A 19367-nucleotide genomic window follows, 5' to 3' on the forward strand; every position below is an offset into this window, starting at 1 on the left:
CGGTCAAAATTCAACGTATTTTGGCCGTTTTTTATATAGAGAAATATTATGGCAAGAGAATTTAAACGCAGCGATCGTGTTGCACAGGAATTACAAAAAGAAATCGCCATCATTTTGCAACGTGAAGTGAAGGATCCGCGTATCGGTATGGTGACCGTATCGGATGTGGAAGTTTCAAGTGATTTAGCTTATGCAAAAGTGTTTGTGACATTTTTGTTTGATCATGATGAAACGGCGATAACACAAGGCATGAAAGGCTTAGAAAAAGCCGCGCCTTATATTCGCTCATTAGTGGGTAAAGCGATGCGTTTACGCATTGTGCCGGAAATTCGCTTTATCTACGACCAATCCCTGGTGGAAGGGATGCGCATGTCCAACTTAGTGACAAACGTAGTGCGCGAAGATGAGAAAAAACACGTTGAGGAAGACAATTAATGTCCAGACCTCGCAAACGTGGACGCGATATTGACGGTGTATTTTTGTTGGATAAGCCGCAAGGCATGTCATCCAATGACATTATGCAAAAGGTCAAACGCCTATTCCAAGCGAATAAAGCCGGCCATACCGGTGCGCTTGATCCCTTGGCAACCGGCATGCTGCCGATTTGTTTAGGGGAAGCCACAAAGTTTTCGCAATTTTTATTAGATGCGGATAAACGCTATGTGGTTACGGCAAAACTCGGTGAACGAACCGATACCTCCGATGCTGAAGGACAGATTGTAGAAAGTCGCCCGGTAAATGTGGAGGTTGCGCAAATTTTAACGGCGCTAGAGCAGTTCCGGGGTGATATTTTACAGGTGCCGACTATGTTTTCTGCACTAAAACACAATGGTAAGCCCCTGTATGAATATGCCCGCGCAGGGATTACGGTGGAGCGGGAGGCCCGTCCGATTAGTATTTTCGAATTGACCTTTATCGACTATCAAGCGCCGTTACTCACCTTGGAAGTTCATTGCTCGAAAGGAACCTATATTCGCACACTCGTTGATGATCTAGGCGAAGTATTGGGCTGTGGCGCACATGTCACCATGTTACGCCGCACCGCAGTAGCCGATTATCCAACGGAAAAGATGATGAGTTGGGAAACCTTGCAATTACTTTCTGAACAAGCGGAGCTCGCGCTGTTAGATCAACATCTGTTACCAACGGATAGTGCGGTGAGCAAATTGCCGGCATTGCATTTAAACGCTGAACAGAGCAAAGCCATCGGTTTTGGACAACGTGTGAAATTTGCGAATGAAAGCCGCTTGCATGGTCAAGTGCGGTTATTTTCTGCAGACCAGCGCTTTTTAGGTGTTGCGTTGGTTGATGAAAATAATGTGATTCGTCCACAACGCTTAATTACCCAATAAACTATACCAATAAACCAAAGGACGGCAACCCCCCGTCCTTTCTCTTTATCCAAAAATGAAAAAAATCATTTTCTGCCCCCGTAAACGGGTTTCCTAAACCGTCTTAAAACGCCCCCCCCCCCGAAAATCCAAGTTTTTGCCAAAATAGAGCGTAACCCATTGATTTTATTAGGGTTGGTTTAAAAATGTAGTTTTGCCAAATTGCTCAGTAAAAAGGCCGGAAAAACCGGCCTTTAAAGTATTGATTGGCTATGCCAATTCTTTCCGCAATTGCTTAGTCACCTCCACCATGACTTTTAAGGCAGCAATAGTTTCAGGCCAGCCACGGGTTTTTAAACCACAATCCGGATTTACCCATAAACGTTCTTTTGGCACAACCTGCAATGCTTTGCGTAGTAGGTGTTCGATTTCTTGTGCCGTCGGTACGCGTGGGCTATGAATATCGTACACCCCCGGGCCAATATCGTTCGGGTATTTGAAATCCCCGAAGGCGCTGAGTAATTCCATATCGGAGCGGGAGGTTTCGATGGTGATCACATCAGCATCCAAGGCTGCAATCGCGGGTAAGATGTCATTAAATTCGGAATAACACATATGCGTATGAATTTGCGTATCATCTTGGGCTCCCATTGAGCTTAGGCGGAAAGCTTCACCGGCCCATTGTAGGTAAGTATCCCAATCGGCACGTTTCAATGGCAGACCTTCACGAATAGCCGGTTCATCAATTTGAATAATTTTGATACCGGCTTTTTCGAGATCCAGTACTTCATCGGATAACGCCACAGCGATTTGCTTACATACGGTTGCACGTGGAATATCATTACGTACAAAGGACCATTGCAAAATCGTTACCGGACCTGTCAACATACCTTTCATTACTTTGTTGGTCAGGCTTTGCGCATATTGTGACCAACGTACGGTCATCGGTTCTGGACGGCTGACATCGCCATAAATCACCGGTGGTTTCACACAGCGCGAACCATAACTTTGTACCCAACCGAATTTAGTAAAAGCAAAACCATTGAGTAATTCACCGAAGTATTCCACCATGTCGTTGCGTTCTGCTTCACCATGTACCAACACATCTAAATCCAGTTTTTCTTGCTCACGTACCACGAATTCAATTTCTTTTTTCATTGCCGCTTCGTAATCCGTCAGACTGAGTTCGCCTTTTTTAAAGGCCGCGCGGGCGTGGCGAATAGCCGTGGTTTGTGGGAAAGAACCAATATTGGTGGTTGGCAGTAATGGCAAATTCAACCAAGCATTTTGCAATTTTATACGTTCGGCAAAAGGGGATTTACGCTGATCGGCATTTTTCGGCAGACCGGCTAAACGTGCCGCCACATCGGCACGGTGAATTTCTGTAGAATTTGCGCGGGCATCCGCTGCTGCTTGGCTGGCATCAAGTTCGCTTTGTACTGCTTGGCGACCTTGTTCTAATGCTGTCTTAATCACGCGTAATTCCTGAATTTTTTGTAAGCTAAAGGCCAACCATTGATAAAGTGCAGGTTTATTGGCTTGTAATTGGGTTTCTACGGCCAAATCATAGGGTGTATGGAGTAGGGAACAGCTTGGAGCTATCCATAAACGCTCACCGAATTGGGCTTTTAATGGCTCTACAACATCTAATACTTGATTTAAATTCGCCCGCCAAATGTTACGGCCATCAATTACCCCTACGGATAAGATTTTGTCGTAATCGGCAAAAGCGGCAAGTTGTGCCGGTGCTCGTACCAAATCAATGTGTAAACCGGCGACCGGCAAGGCTTTTAATAAATTAGCGTGTTCGGCAACTGAACCGAAATAGGTTGCTAATAATAGTTTAGCTTTTACTTGTGCGGCAAAAGCAGCGTAAACCTCTTTATAAGCGGCAATCCATTCGGCTGGTAAATCCAAGGTGAGGGCGGGTTCATCAATTTGAATATATGCCACACCTTCTGCAGCCAAAGCATTTAAAATTTCTACATAAACTGGTACAAGTTTGCTCAATAAATCAAAACGATTAAATGCTGCACCTTTTTCTTTACCTAACCAAAGAAAGGTTAATGGCCCCACAATAGTGGGTTTGACTTGATGTCCAAGCGCTTTGGCTTCTCGAATTTGCGCCACATAATGCGCCGGATTAGCTTTGAATTGGGTATTCTGTTGGAATTCGGGGACTAAGTAATGATAGTTAGTATCGAACCATTTGGTCATTTCAATGGCAAACTGTGTTTTATTGCCACGCGCCAATTCGAAATATTGGCCAAGGCTGAGATTTTGACTGTCAAAACCAAAACGGGGCGGAATAGCACCGGTTGCCACTTGTAAATCTAAAATATGATCATAAAAGGTGAAATCTGCAACCGCTACAAAGTCAGCCTTGGCATTGGCTTGATGTTGCCAGTTTAGTTCACGTAATTTTTGGGCGATCTCCAATAAATCAGCTTCTGCGATCTCACCGCGCCAATAGCGCTCTTGAGCAAATTTAAGTTCACGTTTTGCGCCTACACGCGGAAAACCCGCTAAATGAAATGTTGTCATAAGTACCTTCCTATAAGATAATATTGCGTCTCTAAAGCGAACATAAGAATGCGATACAATAATAATTAAAGCAAATTCATAATTTTCAAAAAATAAATGAAATTTTTTAATATTCATGTGGAGTCATAATGCGCTTTTTAAAAATGTTCGGGGTACTATTTAGCGTTTGGTTTTTCTTTGCTACGTTATTTTTGACCATTGGTGGCATTTGGGATAGTGGCGGGAAGGCTGATGCGGCAATTGTATTCGGAGCTGACCAAAATCTTTCTAAAACGACGAAATCCCGTTTAGATCACAGTGTGGAATTATTTAAACAACAACGGGTGGCGCACATCGTATTAATGGCGATGGGCGAGGGAGAAAGTATGAAGGATTACCTGTTGAGTAAGGATATTCCCGCGGATGCCATTGTGTTAGGCACCCTAGGCAACGATTTGCAACAAACGGTCAAAAACAGTTTGATTACGCTAAGCAAAAATAATCTCAATGATGCGATTACTTTGGCACCGTTTTATCAACAAACCCGTATCAAAATGCTGTTTTATTCAAATCATTTCCCACATGTCAGTACTGCCGGCGTGGATGCTTTCCAATTAGCCGATATTTATGGGCTTGGTCGAGAGTTCTTTATCTATTATAAAGAACGTGTTGCTGTCATGACCAATTAAAAGAACCGCCGTAAGGCGGTTTTTTATTTTCATTTCTAGGGAGTTATACATCGCTCTAAATACAATGATAAAAAAGACAGGTATAAAACCTGTCTACGGAGATGATGGGAATTAAAACGCCCCTGTGAAAATAAGAGTTTTTCTAAAAATAGTACTTAAGTCATTGATTTTATTATTGTTGTTTATAAAATTGAAATAAATGAAATATTTTCCCACCAAGCATAAAAAATAGCCCCGTATGATTTCGGGGCTATTTTTTATGATTACATTATCGCAGTTATGAAGGTTGCTAAACCTAAGAACACACCAGGTGCATTGGCAAGGGCTACGGGTAAATCGCGTTTTTCCTTAAATAAACCGTAAATAACCCACAAGGTACAGTTAATGGCGGTCGCAAGTGGTTGAATCGCACCACCTTTTTGACCATTTAAATTCATATCAATTTGTTGAATATAAGCAACATACATGCAAACGGCGGTAAATGTTGCAACCCAACCTAAAATAGTGATGAAACGACTATTTTTCATTATTTTCTCCTATCAAAAATTGTTTCTATTTATTGAAAAGATGTGATGTATTATAGATTATTATATTGTATTTGTCAATAATTGTGGGTTTTTGTATTTATTTGTTTCATTTTAATAGATAATAAAGCGGATAAGAGTCCTTATCGGTTTGTGTTAATATTCCTTTGTTTCTGCTGACCGAAAAGTCTGATTCGGTTGGTGAGAGATGAAACCTTTAATGAGGTATTTGTCGCGACGATTAGCAAAAAATAAGGAGTAGGAAAATGGCGTTATTACCGGGTTTATTTGGTCTTTTTAAAACTAAAAAACCACCAAAAAGTGATGCAGACCTACTGTTAGATGAGTACACACGAGATGTTGTTGAAATAAAGGCAAAAAATTTAAACGAACATACGTTTTTATGTGAGCTTATTCATTCGCTTTCTTTTGCCAATACGCAGCGATATTTATTTTGCCTTGAAAAATGCTTAACCGAGAAAGAACCAGAGGCGCTAAACAACCTCATCTTTCAATATGCTAGAGCGAGTCTATTGCCGGGTTGCTCCGGCGGATATGATCAGTGCGAGAGAGTTATTCCAGCATTTTTTGCACTGGCTTGTGGGGATCTGGATAGTATGAAAAGGCTCTTTCCGCAAGGCTTACCACCTAGCAAAAATGGCTACTCATTTCTATGCGTTATGTATGATTTGATGGCCGCAATACTCTGGCAAGATGAAGATTTACTTGCACCGGCTTTGCTTAAAGCCGGCAAATTTGCAGCGTCCAAGAAACCGCTAAATGAAAGAGAAGCGATCAAATTTATGTTGGCACTACATGCCAAAGAAGCTACAGCGATGAGCGAGCATTTGCAGCAATTTTGTGCCAGTTTTGGTCGAACGGCAGCGCCTAAATTTGAAAAGCGGCTTTATCTCTTTGCTCATGGTCTACATGCCTTGGCCCGTTACACATTGCCTTTTGAGATTTTTGAGGCGATCAAATTGCCAAAAAGTGAGAATTTCAGCAAATTTTACGCTGAAAGACTCTTTCAAAATGAAATTCCAAAGCCACAACTGTATTTTGCCTTTCCACCCGAGTTTGAAAAGGTCAATGTCATTTTAAATGCACCACCGGCACGAACACGGATTTATCAACCCCATTTGCCTGGTGATAAAACATACTTACTTGATCATGACGCGATGATTAATGATTTAGCGGATGAAATTTTACAGCATCATAAATAAACATTGATTGCGGAGATTTTCCGGTTTGTTCATTTGAGTACGTAAAAAAGCGCTGCGGTTTATGTTAATATCCCCATCATTTATTTTTGCAGGGAGGCCTTACTATGCAGGCGATTATTGAAACCTTAACAAATCAACCTAGCCCATTAAATAGTGCACTTCATGAGATGTTAGTGAAAAAGGGATTTGAAGGCTTTTTTACAGCCGAGGAGGTGCAGACATTATGTACGCAAACGGCATTTAATCGGCTTGATTTAGCTTTTGCGTTACTGCCTTTAGCCGCTTCCTTTGCACATACCGCCATTTCTCATTTCAAAGTAGGTGCTGTCGCTATTGGACGTTCAGGCAATTTCTATTTAGGCGCTAATCAAGAATTTGCTCATGCGGCTATTGCTCAAACTATCCATGCCGAGCAAAGCGCGCTCAGTCATGCTTGGTTACGCAATGAGCGGCAAGTGACGGATATTGTGGTGAATTACACGCCTTGCGGACATTGTCGGCAATTTATGAATGAACTCACACAGGCTGAAGATTTACGCATTCATTTGCCACATCAACGCGATAATGCCTTGCATGATTATTTACCGGATGCCTTTGGGCCGAAGGATTTAAATGTTACCGCCGGTTTATTAAGTGAAGAGCATCAAGGATTGCAGACGGACAGCAATGATGCAGTAATTTGCCAAGCTGTGGCAGCCGCCGATTTAGCACATACACCTTATTCACAAAGTCCGCACGGCATTGCTTTGGCATTTGCGGATGGGCGCATTGTAACCGGACGTTATGCGGAAAATGCCGCCTTTAATCCTAGCTTGCCGGCATTACAAAGTGCACTAAACTTTGCCTATTTAAATGCTTTTTCATTGACGGAACTGCACCGTGTTGTGATGGCTGAACGGGCAACCGCCCTCAGTCACCGTACACAGGCTGAAGCGCTACTGGCAACCCTCTGCGAGGCTCCGTTGGAGTATGTGGCGTTATAAACGCCCCCTAGAAAATCCAAGTTTTTGCCAAAACAGTATGTAACTCATTGATTTTATTAAGGTTAGTTTAAGAATAGACTGTATGCGCTAAAATAGCGCCCAACAATGACGTCGATATAATAAAAAATCCCATCCGCGTTGGCGGATGGGATTTTTTTAGGGATTGGTCGGGCAAATTAATCCTGCAATTGGTCAATTGCCCAATACAAGCCTGATTGGTAATCATCAGGTAATTCAGCACGCAATTTTTCCAATTGTTGAATCAATACATCCTTATCCGGATGAGTTAAATTGATATGGCCGAGTTTACGTCCCGGGCGAACTTCTTTACCGTACCAATGCAATTGAGCAAATTCAGTATTGAGCCAAGCCGGATTGTGTGGGCAACCGATGAGATTGACCATCACCGATGGTGCAACGGTTTTTAATTCCGGTGTCGGTAAATCGAGTAGGGCGCGCAAATGCAGTTCAAATTGGCTAATTGAACAACCGAGCTGAGTCCAGTGGCCACTGTTATGAACACGTGGAGCTAATTCGTTAATCAATAATTGATCACCAACCACAAAACATTCCATCGCCATCACACCGACATAATCGAGGCTATCCATGATTTTGCCGAGCATTTTTTCTGCCAATTCTTGCTGTTCCAATTGTTGTGGAAATTCGCTATTCATTACGCTGTAGCGGAGTATACCGTTTTGTTGCAAATTGTGTGTCACCGGATAAAAACGTTTATCGCCATTGCGGAAACGGGCGCCTACCAAGGAAATTTCATAATCAAATGGAATGAATTCCTCAGCAATTACTTCACCAAATAATGCCGCATCGATATCCGCTTGATTTTGCGCATCGATAATCCATTGGCCACGGCCGTCATATCCACCGCAACGGCGTTTAACCACGACTTTTTTACCTATATGCTGGAATACCTCCGGCCATTGCTTGGCATTTTCCAATAAGCACCAAGGCGAGGTCGGTAGTTGCAGTTGATCCAATAGGGATTTTTGGCTGAGACGATCCGCTAATTGGCCGAATACCGATTGATTGACAAAATTAGGATGGTTGCCTAACAAACGCGTGAGCGGAGTACTTTCCCAGCGTTCAATTTCGGCGGTAATAATTGCATTTGACGGCAATTCAAATACCGGCGCATCAAATGCTAAGGGTTGTACATGAATATCCAACGGAGCACCGGCATAACGTAACATTCTACCGAGCTGACCGTTGCCAAGAACATATATGGTCGGATAAAGAGAGGAGTTTTGCATAGAATTTTCTCCATTAGGGAGATGAAATAAACAAAAAGGTGCAACAAGTTGCACCTACATTTTTAAGCCCGCGGATCGGGGTTATTCAATACCGCGTTAGTTTGATTTTCTCGAAATGCCTGTAATCGAGCGAATAATTCACTGTCCCAACCGGCTAAAATTTGTGCGGCCAATAGTCCCGCATTAGCAGCACCAGCCGGGCCAATGGCAAGCGTACCAACCGGAATACCTTTAGGCATTTGCACGATGGAATAAAGACTATCAACGCCACTAAGCATTGAGCTTTTCACCGGCACACCAAGCACCGGTACGAGGGTTTTAGCGGCTAACATGCCTGGTAAATGAGCCGCTCCACCGGCACCGGCAATAATCACTTTATAACCGTTGGCTTGTGCACTTTCGGCAAATTGGAAAAGTTTATCCGGGGTGCGATGAGCTGACACGATTTCCACATGGTATGGTAAACCTAAGCTATCCAGAATCTGGGCTGCCTGTTCCATAGTGGACCAGTCGCTTTGAGATCCCATTACAATGGCGATTTGAACTGAATTGGACATATTTTTTCTTCTATATGACTGAAAACGGCGCGTAGAATAACACAGATAGGAAGCTTCAGGCAAACGGTTGCGGCCAGGTTTGGCAGGCGCTCGATAACATAAAATTCGATTGAAAAAGCAGTCGTAAAATCATATCCTAGATATAATTTTTGTGTCAGAAATAGGGCAGGTTATGTTAGCCAAAGCAAAATACAGAAAAGATTATAGACAACCGGATTTTACCGTAACGGATATTTTTCTTGATTTTCAATTGGATGCTCAACGGACGGTGGTCACCGCCAAAACGCATTTTCAACGTTTAAATGAGGCAGCAAATAGCCTACGTTTGGATGGCCATAGCTTTCAGTTTTCTTCCATTTTATTGAATGATGCGCCATTTACTGCATATGTCCAAGATGGTGAAAGTTTGACGTTGGATCTACGCGGTATTGATGCGGCGACATTTCAATTAACCATCGTGACTATTTTAAAACCTGCTGACAACACCTCTTTGCAAGGACTTTATCAATCCGGTGAGGGGATTTGTACCCAATGCGAAGCGGAAGGCTTCCGACAAATCACCTATATGTTAGATCGCCCGGATGTATTGGCTCGTTACACCACTAAAATTACCGCAGATAAAGCAAAATATCCTTATTTGCTTTCCAACGGTAATCGTATTGATGGTGGTGAATTAGAAGATGGCCGTCACTGGGTAGAATGGCATGATCCTTTCCCAAAACCGAGTTATTTATTTGCTTTAGTGGCTGGTGATTTTGATTTATTAACGGATACATTTATTACCCGTAGCGGTCGCGAAGTGGCATTAGAACTGTATGTTGACCGTGGCAATCTAAACCGTGCCTCTTGGGCAATGGAAAGCTTGAAAAAAGCCATGCGTTGGGATGAAGAACGTTTCGGACTGGAATACGATTTGGACATTTATATGATTGTGGCCGTCGATTTCTTCAATATGGGAGCAATGGAAAATAAAGGCCTGAATATTTTTAACTCCAAGTATGTTTTGGCCAATCCGCAAACTGCAACCGATGATGATTATTTAGCTATTGAAAGTGTGATTGCCCATGAGTATTTCCATAACTGGACAGGGAATCGTGTAACTTGCCGTGATTGGTTTCAATTGAGTTTAAAAGAAGGTTTGACGGTATTCCGCGATCAAGAGTTTTCTTCCGATACCGGTTCCCGCGCGGTAAAACGTATTCAAGATGTAAAACTGTTACGCAGTGTGCAATTTGCTGAAGATGCCGGCCCGATGGCTCATCCAATTCGTCCGGAAAAAGTGATTGAAATGAACAATTTCTACACCGTCACTGTGTATGAGAAAGGCGCTGAAGTTATTCGCATGTTGCATACATTATTGGGTGAACAAGGTTTTCAAAAGGGAATGCGCCTGTATATCGCGGAAAATGACGGTAAGGCCGCTACCTGTGAAGATTTTGTTTCCGCAATGGAACGCGCTAATGAATTAGATCTCAATCAATTCCGTCGTTGGTATAGTCAGTCGGGAACACCGGAATTATTAATTAGCGATGCTTATGATGAGAAAACCCATACCTATCGCTTAACGGTTTCTCAATCAACCCCGCCAACCGCTGATCAAATGGAAAAAGTGAATTTACATATTCCGCTAAAAATTGCGCTATATGATCAAAAAGGTACCCGTCAAATGCTACAAAATGACGGTAATCCGATTCACGAAGTATTAAACGTAACTGAAAAAGACCAAATTTTTGAATTTCACGGCATCTATGGTCGCCCGGTACCTGCATTATTATGTGATTTTTCAGCCCCGGTAAAATTGGATTACGACTATACTAACGCACAATTAATTACTCTGTTGCAACATGCCGACAATTCATTTTGCCGTTGGGATGCGGCACAAATGTTATTGTTGAATGAGTTACGTCGTAACGTCAGCCATTATCAGCAAGGTGAATCTTTAGAGATGTCACCAGAAGTACTCAATGCATTAGCCGTCGTTTTACAAAATTATGAACGGGACATCGAACTCACTACCTTGATTTTAACCTTGCCACGAGAGTTAGAGTTTGCTGAAAACTTTAAAACCATCGATCCGGACGGTATCTTTGCTGCGCGTGAATTTATGTTACGCACTATCGCCGAACATCTGAAGGACACGTTGGTACTATTGTATAACCATATTCGTTTGGAAAATTACCGTATTGAAGGGCAGGATATCGCATTACGTGCATTGAAAAATCTTTGTCTGAATTACATTGGTTATACGGCCTTGGGCAATAATTTTGTGCATAAGCATTACAATAACGCCAATAACATGACCGATACTTTAGCTGCATTGTCCATTGCCTGTAGAGCGGCGCTACCTTGCCGTGATACCTTGCTGGCTGATTTTGAACAAAAATGGCAGCACGACGGTTTGGTGATGGATAAATGGTTTGCTTTACAGGCAACCCGTCCCGATGAAAATGTGTTGGAAATTGTGCAACAACTCATGGATCATCCAAGCTTTAACTTCAACAATCCGAATCGTTTACGTTCTCTGGTCGGCAGTTTTGCCAACCAAAATCTTAAGGCGTTCCATAATATCAATGGCTCCGGTTATCGCTTTTTAACTGATATATTGATTCGTTTAAACGAGAGCAATCCGCAAGTTGCCGCCCGTTTGGTGGAGCCATTATTACGTTTTGCCCGTTTTGATGCCCAACGACAAACGCTAATGAAACGCGCCTTAGAACGTTTAAGCCTGATTGAAGAGCTTTCCAAAGACTTATTTGAAAAGATTGAGAAAGCGCTGCAATAATCGGTTGTTATAAACAACGCAACTTTTCAGTCAAAGTGCGGTAAAACTAACCGCACTTTTCCATTTACAGTAAACTATCCTGAGAGATAAACGAGTATGTATTCCTTAATTCGACGCGCCATTTTTTCCCTTGAGCCTGAAACAGCCCATGATTTAGCGATCCAAGCTTTGCATTGGGCTGGCCAAAAGCCGTTTTATCCATTATTCAAAGCATTGCTTAATGCTCCGAACGGGCAGCCTAAAACCGTTATGGGCATCGAATTTAAAAACCCTATTGGATTAGCGGCCGGTGCCGACAAAAATGGTGAGGCTATTGATGGTTTTGGCGCGATGGGATTTGGGTTTATTGAAGTTGGAACGGTTACGCCGCTTGCCCAAGAGGGCAATGCCAAACCTCGACAATTTCGTCTGCCGGAAGTTGAAGGGATTATTAATCGAAATGGTTTTAATAACTACGGTATCGATCACCTTATCGAAAACGTAAAACGCTGTCGTTATGACGGCGTGTTGGGCATCAATATCGGTAAAAATAAATTAACTCCCTTAGAGCATGGCAAAGACGATTATTTGATTTGCTTAAATAAGGCCTACAATTATGCCGGTTACATCACCGTTAATATTTCTTCACCAAACACGCCGGATTTACGTCAATTGCAATATGGTGATTATTTCGATGATTTGCTACAAAGTATTAAAGTAACTCAGCGACAATTGGCCGAGCAATATCAAAAATATGTGCCGATTGCAGTGAAAATTGCACCGGATTTGTCCGAACAAGAGTTGGTACAAATTGCTGATACCTTACTACGCCATCAACTGGATGGGGTAATTGCTACCAATACGACCATTTCACGCGACAACGTCACAGGATTGGCCAATGCCGAACAAGTTGGTGGATTGAGTGGAAAGCCGTTACAACATAAAAGTACAGCAATTATTCGACGCTTACATCAAGAATTGAACGGACGAATTCCCATTATCGGTAGCGGTGGTATTGATGGCATCACCAACGCGCAAGAAAAAATACAAGCAGGAGCAGAATTACTGCAAATTTATTCCGGCCTAATTTACCATGGTCCGGCCTTGATCCGCGCCTTAATTAAAGCGATTCGATAATGAATAAAATCTACGATTTACATTGCCATAGTACGGCATCCGATGGCGTATTAAGTCCAACGGAAGTTGTTTTGCGCGCCCATGCACAAGGAGTGCAAGTGTTGGCCTTATGTGATCACGATACCATTGCCGGCATATCTGAAGCGGCAAGCGCTGCGACACAATGTGGTATGCAATTAATCCATGGCGTGGAAGTTTCCACTGAATGGGAGGGAAAAGGAATTCATATTGTGGGATTAAATTTTGATCCCCAACATCCTGCGTTAATCGACTTCTTAAACCAGCAAAAACAATTACGCCAACAAAGAGCTTTTGAAATTGGCGAAAAGTTAGCTAAAGCCGGGATTCCTGATGCCTATGCCGGTGCAGCTGCACTAGCCAATGGCGAGGTAACTCGCGCCCATTACGCCCGCTATCTATTACAAATCGGTAAAGTCAGCAATGAAACCCAAGCGTTCAAGCGCTATCTAGGCGCTGGTAAATCCTGTTTTGTGAAAGCGCATTGGGCGGATATTCCAAGCACTATTGAGATATTACATGCTGCAGGCGGTGTGGCCGTAGTTGCTCATCCATTACGTTATAACATGAGTGTACGTTGGATCCGTAAATTATTAGCAGATTTTAAAAATTGGGGTGGTGAAGGTATGGAAGTGGCGGGTTGTGGACAAACCGGCGAACAACGCAAAAATCTTGCCCGCTGGGCAAGGGAGCATGGGGTGGCTGGTTCTGTCGGTTCAGATTTCCATTTTCCTTGTGGTTGGGTTGAGTTAGGAAAGGGTCTGCAATTACCTGATGATGTAACACCTATTTGGAAAATTTGGGATAAAAATAGATTTTTAAATCAAACCTAATAAAATCAATGACTTATGATTAATTTTTGGAAAAACTTTATTTTTAAAGGGAGCGTTTAATCCGCCTCCGTGCAAAGTCCTAAGTTCGCCAAGAAGTCAATAAAAGCCCTTACTTTAGCCGGAAGATGGCGACGGTTTGGGTAAACCACATGGATGTCGATAGCTTTTTGTTTATATTCAGACAAAATTTCCACCAATTCCCCCGAAGCTAATGCATCTTTCACAAAAAATCCCGGCAAATTGGCAACCCCTAATCCAGCTTTAGCCATTTCTAATAAGGATAATCCGTTATTGGATATTACCTTTGATTGGATCTTAAAGCGCTGTACTTGACTGGCTCGGGCACCTTGCCAATAAACCTGATTCATTGCAGCTTTATAAAGTAGGCCTTGATGGTATTCCAAATCTTCCGGCGAGAGCGGGGTACCGTGGGTTTCTAGATAATTCGGTGCTGCCGTAAAATGCATTGGTGAACTACTAATTTTACGTGCCACTAGTGAACTATCCTGCATATAACCAATGCGTAATGCCAAATCAAAACCCTCAGCAACTAAATCAATTCGTTTATCATTAAATTCGATTTCTACTTGCAGATTCGGGTGGGCCTCAATAAATTTAGGCAGATTAGGCGAAATATAAAGTAGGCCAAAATCACGTGGTACAGAAATCAACAGGCTCCCATGTAAACTGGTGGAGAGGTTACTAATACTAGAATCCGCTTCCTCTAAATCCAATAATATCGACTGGCAACGTTGGTAATACATGATACCGGCTTCCGTTGGCATGATTTTACGCGTGGTACGTTGTAACAGACGGGTCTTAAGATGTTCCTCTAATTGAGAAACCAACTTACTGGCCATCGCGACTGAAATGTGTTGCTGTTGTGCCGCTTGGGTAAAGCTTTGTGTTTCAATAACTTTGCAGAAAATTGAAATTGCATTGAGTTTGTCCATTTATGACCCTTTCAGAAAAAAATGCTTGATTTTGACAACGTAAGTTTGCAGTATAGCGGCCAATTTTACAGAAGTTTTGTGGATTTAGGTAATCAAATGAGTAAATCTTTGGTGATCGTGGAGTCACCGGCGAAAGCAAAAACGATTAATAAATATTTAGGAAGCCAATATGTGGTGAAATCCAGCGTTGGGCATATTTGTGATTTGCCAGCAGCAGGCACTAGCACCGGCGAAAAAGCTAAACCAGTTTCAACAAAAGGCTTAAGCACTGAAGAAAAAACAAAAATAAAAGCAGAAAAAGACCGCGCGGCCTTAGTTAAACGCATGGGAATCGATCCTTATCACGATTGGAAAGCCAATTACCAAATTTTACCCGGCAAAGAAAAAGTGGTTGCCGAATTAAAATCCCTTGCTAAAAAATCCGACCATGTTTATCTCGCAACCGACTTGGATAGAGAAGGAGAAGCCATCGCTTGGCATTTACGCGAAGTTATTGGTGGCGATGATAGCCGCTTTAGCCGCGTTGTATTTAATGAGATTACGAAGAAAGCGATTGAAAAAGCCTTCCAGCATCCTGCGCACATTAATATGGACCAGGTTAATGCTCAGCAAACCCGTCGTTTCTTAGACCGCGTGGTAGGCTTTATGGTATCCCCATTATTATGGAAAAAGGTAGCCCGTGGTTTATCTGCCGGACGCGTGCAATCCGTTGCCGTGAAATTGGTGGTAGAGCGTGAACGTGAAATTAAAGCATTCCAACCGGAAGAGTTTTGGGAAATTGAAGCGCTAACCCAAACTAGCAAGAAAGAAGACCTGCGCTTGGATGTGGTGCAGTATAAAGGCAAGAAATTTGAGCCGAAAAATGAAAAAGAAGCTCAAAGTGCGGTCGATTTCTTAACCCAATCACATTACGTTGTCACGGATCTAGAAACAAAACCAACAGGTTCTAAACCAAGAGCACCATTTATCACTTCAACCTTACAACAAACTGCAAGCACGCGTTTAGGCTTTGGGGTGAAGAAAACCATGATGTTGGCACAACGTTTATATGAAGCCGGTTATATCACTTATATGCGTACCGACTCCACTAATTTAAGCCAAGATGCATTAAATATGGCGCGCAGTTATATTGAAAGCCATTTTGGCAAAGAGTATTTGCCCGCTAAACCGAATTTCTATTCCAGTAAAGAAAATGCACAAGAAGCACACGAAGCAATTCGTCCTTCTGATGTCAAACTGCTTGCAGATCATTTAAGTGGCATGGATAAAGATGCGGTGCGTTTATATGATTTAATCTGGCGTCAATTTGTGGCTTGTCAAATGCCAGCCGCACAATATGACAGTACTACGGTTACCGTAATGGCTGGCGATTATGAATTGAAAGCCAAAGGCCGTATTTTACGCTTTGATGGTTGGACAAAAGTGTTGCCACAATTAGGTAAAAATCCGGAAGACCAGATTTTACCGGCTGTCAGTTTAAATGAAACATTAGCACTAAAAATGGTTTCGCCAAGCCAACACTTCACCAAACCGCCAGCTCGTTTTACCGAAGCTGCATTGGTTAAAGAATTAGAAAAACGCGGTATTGGTCGCCCTTCCACTTATGCTGCAATTATTTCTACCATTCAAGAACGCGGTTATGTGCGCACTGAAAATCGTCGTTTCTATGCAGAGAAAATGGGCGAAATTGTTACCGATCGCTTAAATCAATCTTTTACAGATTTGATGAGCTACGATTTCACCGCCAATATGGAAAACGTATTGGACCAAATTGCATCCGGTGAAAAGAATTGGAAAACCGAATTAAATCAATTCTTCAAAGATTTCTCTACGCAACTTTCTACTGCAGAATTAGATGAGCTAGAAGGTGGAATGAAACCAAATAGCCTCGTACTCACCGATATTGATTGCCCAACTTGTGGCCGAAAAATGGCTATTCGTACCGCAAGTACCGGTGTCTTCCTTGGTTGTTCTGGTTATGCATTACCACCAAAAGAGCGTTGTAAAACGACGATTAATCTCATTCCAGAAGCAGAATTATTAAATGTGTTAGACGATGCCTCTGAGACCAAAGCTTTGATGGATCGTAAACGTTGTCCGAAATGTGGTACGGCGATGGATAGCTACATCATTGATCCTCATCGTAAATTGCATATTTGCGGTAATAATCCGAACTGCGATGGTTATTTGGTGGAACAAGGCCAATTCAAAATTAAAGGCTATGATGGTCCGATTGTAGAATGTGATAAGTGCGGTGCAGATATGCACTTGAAACTAGGTCGTTTTGGAAAATATATGGGCTGTACCAGTTGTGATAACACCCGCAAGATTTTGAAAAATGGTGAAGTTGCACCACCAAAAGAAGAACCGGTTCATTTCCCTGAACTAAAATGTGAAAAGTCTGATGCATATTTTGTATTACGTGATGGCGCAAGTGGTGTGTTTATGTCTGCACATAACTTCCCTAAATCGCGTGAAACACGCCCAGCAAAAGTTGCTGAATTAGCACTTTATCGTGATCGTTTACCGGAAAAATTACGTTATTTAGCTGATGCTCCACAAAAAGACCCAGAGGGTAATGAAGCCATTATCCGTTTCAGCCGTAAAGAAAAACATCAATATGTAACTTCTGAAAAGAATGGCAAAGCGACTAAATGGATTGTGGATTATCTTGATGGTAAATGGGTAGAACGAAAGAAATAACCAAATAGAAGTGCGATTAATCTCGCACTTTTTTAATAAATAAGAAAATCTATGATGAACAATTTTGTAATTAGTATTGCCGGCGCAAGTGAACGTCGCAAACACATTTTGAACCAATTTGGTACACAACAAATACCATTTAGTTTTTTTGACGCATTAACACCTTCAACGCAGCTTACTGATTTATTGAATCAATATTTACCTAATGTTGCACAATGTAGTCATTTAACTATGGGCGAAAAAGGCTGTTTAATGAGTCATTTTATGCTTTGGCAAAAATGTCTCAATGAGCCATATGATTACCTAGCCATTTTTGAAGATGATATTTTACTAGCAGAAAATTCCATCGCATTATTGAATAACAATGACTGGCTAACGGAACGTTTTTCCCCTGAACAGGCAGTTATTATCCGTTTGGAAACATTTTTAATGCCAGTAAAATTATCCGAAACAGCGATAGCTGATTTTCAAGGTCGACGTTTTACAAAGTTGGAATCGGTTCATTTTGGTACTGCCGGGTATATTATTTCACGCGCAGCAGCCAGTTATCTTATTGGCTTATTAGGACGTCTTAGTGAAACGGAAATTGAGCCCATTGATCATCTTATTTTTAATCGTTATTTAAATGATGAAAATTATCATGTCTATCAATTGAATCCTGCTCCTTGTGTTCAGGAATTGCAATATCATCAAGAACATAGCTGTTTGACTAGTGGTTTAGAAAAGGAACGCAAAACGAAACAATCAACGAAGCCGCGAAAAACGCTTAACCAGCGGTTGATGCGCATAAAGGATAATATTCTACGGGCCTTGAATAAGAAAAAATGGCAACAAAAACAACTAGAAAAAGCTATGCAAGGCAAACAAATAGTTGATTTCCGGTAAAAGAAAGGTGCAATCAATTTGATTGCACCTTTTTACTTAATGGTGATGATGTTCCGGTTTGGGCGGGAGTTTTGCTCGAGCTTTACCGACAGGAAGAATTAAAGTCGCGTAATTCGCAGACTGTTGGCAAACTTTTTGATCTTCAAATGGTTCTTTATGAATCACTTTGAGCTTCCAAACACCCTCAATTAACGGAATAAAATTAACTTTACCTTCGCCATCTGTTTTACCGGAAAATGCCTGTGGTTCACGATGAGAGGTTGCAGCCTCCATATCTTTCACTACAAATGTATCGGAAGTCGCAATAACCGTTTCACCGGCAAGAGGTTGGTCTTTATAGAAAATTTGAACCGGAAAAGCTTCTCCGGCTTTGATACTTTTTGGATCCTTAAGCGGCACAATTTCAAGCGGTAAACCGATACGGGTCATTGCCATATCGGCATTCAATGGTTTTTTACCAACAACACTAAAGGCTTTACCGAACATTTGGGTTTGTTCGCAATAGAATGCATTTGGAGTGCCTTGTAAATTCTCCATTTTCCAACCTTCATTGTTTTGTGACCAGAAAGTTGGTTTATAAGTGGCTGTTACCCAATAGGAGCCATCTTTTAACGGTTTTTCCGACTGATATTGGTAGTTTTCACCTTTTTGTACCAGCGTTTGCATTTCACCATCCTGATTGATGATTTCCATTGGTGGAAAAATGGCAAGGCGTTTTTCAGGAATTTTTTCAACGTAAGGGTAGTCACCATAGGCTAAATCAGCTTTTAAAATACTATTTGAAGCAAGTTGTGCCGGAGTAGCAACCCAAACCTCATGGGCTTGAGCCATAACAGAAACGCCTAATAAGGCTGCAATCAACGTTTTTTTCATCTTTTTTCCTTAAATTAAGTCAAAATAGGCGCGCAAGTATAATGAAAATCAATTTCATTTCAATGAATTTTAAGGTAAATATTAAAATTTGTGAGGGTGATCACAG

Annotated in this window: 16 protein-coding genes; 10 read left to right on the top strand and 6 right to left on the bottom strand. The window is 41.9% G+C overall.

The genetic code is table 11. The features are described 5' to 3' along the window. Positions 1-48: 48 nt before the first annotated feature. Both rbfA and truB read left to right on the top strand, forming a co-directional pair. Positions 49-435 (top strand): 30S ribosome-binding factor RbfA, encoded by a 387-nt coding sequence (gene rbfA, locus CKV74_RS07950; protein WP_095176979.1) that lies wholly within the window; start codon positions 49-51, stop codon positions 433-435. Beyond that, positions 435-1352: a tRNA pseudouridine(55) synthase TruB gene (truB, locus tag CKV74_RS07955; RefSeq protein WP_007243420.1), complete on the top strand. Its 918-nt coding sequence runs from the start codon at positions 435-437 to the stop codon at positions 1350-1352. Before rbfA ends, truB begins: the two co-directional genes overlap by 1 nt. 249 nt (positions 1353-1601) lie before the next feature. Here truB and metE read toward each other — a convergent pair whose 3' ends face one another. Beyond that, positions 1602-3875, bottom strand: a complete 2274-nt coding sequence (gene metE / locus CKV74_RS07960) for a 5-methyltetrahydropteroyltriglutamate--homocysteine S-methyltransferase (protein WP_007243362.1) — start codon at positions 3873-3875, stop codon at positions 1602-1604. 128 nt (positions 3876-4003) lie between these two features. Between metE and CKV74_RS07965 the strand changes: the two genes are divergently transcribed. After that, positions 4004-4543: a YdcF family protein gene (locus CKV74_RS07965; RefSeq protein ID WP_007243374.1), complete on the top strand. Its 540-nt coding sequence runs from the start codon at positions 4004-4006 to the stop codon at positions 4541-4543. 263 nt (positions 4544-4806) lie between these two features. Here CKV74_RS07965 and CKV74_RS07970 read toward each other — a convergent pair whose 3' ends face one another. Further along, positions 4807-5070 (bottom strand): SemiSWEET family transporter, encoded by a 264-nt coding sequence (locus CKV74_RS07970; RefSeq protein WP_007243431.1) that lies wholly within the window; start codon positions 5068-5070, stop codon positions 4807-4809. A gap of 263 nt (positions 5071-5333) precedes the next feature. On the opposite strand from CKV74_RS07970, the gene CKV74_RS07975 reads away from it, so the two are divergent. Together CKV74_RS07975 and cdd are read left to right on the top strand one after the other, a co-directional pair. Beyond that, the gene (locus CKV74_RS07975) at positions 5334-6290 is read left to right on the top strand and encodes a hypothetical protein (protein WP_007243401.1); all 957 of its coding nucleotides are present in this window, start codon (positions 5334-5336) and stop codon (positions 6288-6290) included. Between the two features lie 104 nt (positions 6291-6394). Next, positions 6395-7273: a cytidine deaminase gene (cdd, locus tag CKV74_RS07980; protein ID WP_007243424.1), complete on the top strand. Its 879-nt coding sequence runs from the start codon at positions 6395-6397 to the stop codon at positions 7271-7273. A 176-nt stretch (positions 7274-7449) separates the two neighbouring features. Here the strand turns inward: cdd and purK are convergent, their stop codons facing one another. Beyond that, positions 7450-8541 (bottom strand): 5-(carboxyamino)imidazole ribonucleotide synthase, encoded by a 1092-nt coding sequence (gene purK / locus CKV74_RS07985; protein WP_007243088.1) that lies wholly within the window; start codon positions 8539-8541, stop codon positions 7450-7452. Positions 8542-8603: 62 nt separating this feature from the next. After that, a complete protein-coding gene (gene purE, locus CKV74_RS07990) occupies positions 8604-9098 on the bottom strand; it encodes a 5-(carboxyamino)imidazole ribonucleotide mutase (RefSeq protein WP_007243100.1) in 495 nt (164 codons plus the stop codon). A 172-nt stretch (positions 9099-9270) separates the two neighbouring features. On the opposite strand from purE, the gene pepN reads away from it, so the two are divergent. From pepN to CKV74_RS08005, 3 genes are all read left to right on the top strand, one after another. Beyond that, the gene (pepN, locus tag CKV74_RS07995; RefSeq protein ID WP_007243103.1) at positions 9271-11880 is read left to right on the top strand and encodes an aminopeptidase N; all 2610 of its coding nucleotides are present in this window, start codon (positions 9271-9273) and stop codon (positions 11878-11880) included. Between the two features lie 96 nt (positions 11881-11976). Further along, positions 11977-12996, top strand: coding sequence for a quinone-dependent dihydroorotate dehydrogenase (pyrD, locus tag CKV74_RS08000; RefSeq protein WP_095176980.1), 1020 nt, complete (start codon positions 11977-11979; stop codon positions 12994-12996). Beyond that, positions 12996-13847 carry a PHP domain-containing protein gene (locus tag CKV74_RS08005; protein ID WP_007243104.1) on the top strand — a complete coding sequence of 284 codons (852 nt, stop codon included), beginning with the start codon at positions 12996-12998 and terminating at the stop codon, positions 13845-13847. The genes pyrD and CKV74_RS08005 overlap by 1 nt, the downstream gene beginning before the upstream one ends. A gap of 56 nt (positions 13848-13903) precedes the next feature. On the opposite strand, the gene CKV74_RS08010 is transcribed toward CKV74_RS08005, so the two are convergent. Continuing rightward, complete coding sequence (locus tag CKV74_RS08010; protein ID WP_007243093.1) at positions 13904-14800, bottom strand: LysR family transcriptional regulator; 897 nt, start codon at positions 14798-14800, stop codon at positions 13904-13906. Between the two features lie 96 nt (positions 14801-14896). Here CKV74_RS08010 and topA point away from each other — a divergent pair, with 96 nt between their 5' ends. Both topA and CKV74_RS08020 read left to right on the top strand, forming a co-directional pair. Beyond that, positions 14897-17503 (top strand): type I DNA topoisomerase, encoded by a 2607-nt coding sequence (topA, locus tag CKV74_RS08015; protein WP_095177151.1) that lies wholly within the window; start codon positions 14897-14899, stop codon positions 17501-17503. 51 nt (positions 17504-17554) lie between these two features. Then, positions 17555-18388 (top strand): glycosyltransferase family 25 protein, encoded by an 834-nt coding sequence (locus CKV74_RS08020; RefSeq protein WP_007243095.1) that lies wholly within the window; start codon positions 17555-17557, stop codon positions 18386-18388. Between the two features lie 36 nt (positions 18389-18424). On the opposite strand, the gene CKV74_RS08025 is transcribed toward CKV74_RS08020, so the two are convergent. After that, positions 18425-19261: a DUF4198 domain-containing protein gene (locus CKV74_RS08025; protein ID WP_095176981.1), complete on the bottom strand. Its 837-nt coding sequence runs from the start codon at positions 19259-19261 to the stop codon at positions 18425-18427. Positions 19262-19367 lie beyond the last annotated feature (106 nt).

Origin of the sequence: Haemophilus pittmaniae (assembly GCF_900186995.1) — a bacterium.
GTDB lineage: Bacteria > Pseudomonadota > Gammaproteobacteria > Enterobacterales > Pasteurellaceae > Haemophilus_D > Haemophilus_D pittmaniae.

Excerpts from the sequence above, each read along its gene's own strand:
- CKV74_RS08020 (WP_007243095.1), top strand. The coding sequence starts at position 17,555 with ATGATGAACAATTTTGTAATTAGTATTGCCGGCGCAAGTGAACGTCGC.
- truB (WP_007243420.1), top strand. The coding sequence starts at position 435 with ATGTCCAGACCTCGCAAACGTGGACGCGATATTGACGGTGTATTTTTG.
- CKV74_RS07970 (WP_007243431.1), bottom strand. The coding sequence starts at position 5,070 with ATGAAAAATAGTCGTTTCATCACTATTTTAGGTTGGGTTGCAACATTT.
- pepN (WP_007243103.1), top strand. The coding sequence starts at position 9,271 with ATGTTAGCCAAAGCAAAATACAGAAAAGATTATAGACAACCGGATTTT.
- pyrD (WP_095176980.1), top strand. The coding sequence starts at position 11,977 with ATGTATTCCTTAATTCGACGCGCCATTTTTTCCCTTGAGCCTGAAACA.
- purK (WP_007243088.1), bottom strand. The coding sequence starts at position 8,541 with ATGCAAAACTCCTCTCTTTATCCGACCATATATGTTCTTGGCAACGGT.
- CKV74_RS07965 (WP_007243374.1), top strand. The coding sequence starts at position 4,004 with ATGCGCTTTTTAAAAATGTTCGGGGTACTATTTAGCGTTTGGTTTTTC.
- metE (WP_007243362.1), bottom strand. The coding sequence starts at position 3,875 with ATGACAACATTTCATTTAGCGGGTTTTCCGCGTGTAGGCGCAAAACGT.
- purE (WP_007243100.1), bottom strand. The coding sequence starts at position 9,098 with ATGTCCAATTCAGTTCAAATCGCCATTGTAATGGGATCTCAAAGCGAC.
- CKV74_RS07975 (WP_007243401.1), top strand. The coding sequence starts at position 5,334 with ATGGCGTTATTACCGGGTTTATTTGGTCTTTTTAAAACTAAAAAACCA.
- cdd (WP_007243424.1), top strand. The coding sequence starts at position 6,395 with ATGCAGGCGATTATTGAAACCTTAACAAATCAACCTAGCCCATTAAAT.
- CKV74_RS08025 (WP_095176981.1), bottom strand. The coding sequence starts at position 19,261 with ATGAAAAAAACGTTGATTGCAGCCTTATTAGGCGTTTCTGTTATGGCT.
- CKV74_RS08010 (WP_007243093.1), bottom strand. The coding sequence starts at position 14,800 with ATGGACAAACTCAATGCAATTTCAATTTTCTGCAAAGTTATTGAAACA.
- CKV74_RS08005 (WP_007243104.1), top strand. The coding sequence starts at position 12,996 with ATGAATAAAATCTACGATTTACATTGCCATAGTACGGCATCCGATGGC.
- rbfA (WP_095176979.1), top strand. The coding sequence starts at position 49 with ATGGCAAGAGAATTTAAACGCAGCGATCGTGTTGCACAGGAATTACAA.
- topA (WP_095177151.1), top strand. The coding sequence starts at position 14,897 with ATGAGTAAATCTTTGGTGATCGTGGAGTCACCGGCGAAAGCAAAAACG.